Below are 268 nucleotides of genomic sequence, written 5' to 3'. Positions count from 1 at the left end.
GTGACCTTATATTTGCCAATCATAAAGTCATTCAGCCTGACCTTATGCAGGTATTTATCATCCTGGTTCGAGCTGAAGGGCAGCTTTTCCCCAATCAGCGGACCGAAGTCCCCCATTAAAAACTCACCGCCCGCGACGGGAACCATATTATCCAGCGAGCGTTTCACCAGCGCCTGGGTGAGCTGCTGGTTTTCCGCACTGGAGCTGTTATCACAGCCGGTCAGCGCCAGCAAAAATATCCCCGGAGTAAGAAATTTCAGAATATGCG

Annotated in this window: 1 protein-coding gene; it reads right to left on the bottom strand. The window is 50.7% G+C overall.

Annotated features, from left to right (window positions below; all coding sequences use genetic code 11):
* On the bottom strand, nt 1–263 hold a 263-nt coding region (locus ACU8YC_RS28690), incomplete at its 3' end, for an SUMF1/EgtB/PvdO family nonheme iron enzyme (protein ID WP_446896478.1).
* Nucleotides 264–268 lie beyond the last annotated feature (5 nt).

The sequence above is a fragment of the Citrobacter sp. VF227 genome (assembly GCF_052950715.1).
Note: the sequence above shows the minus strand (reverse complement) of the source record. Positions and strands in the feature narration are given on the sequence as shown.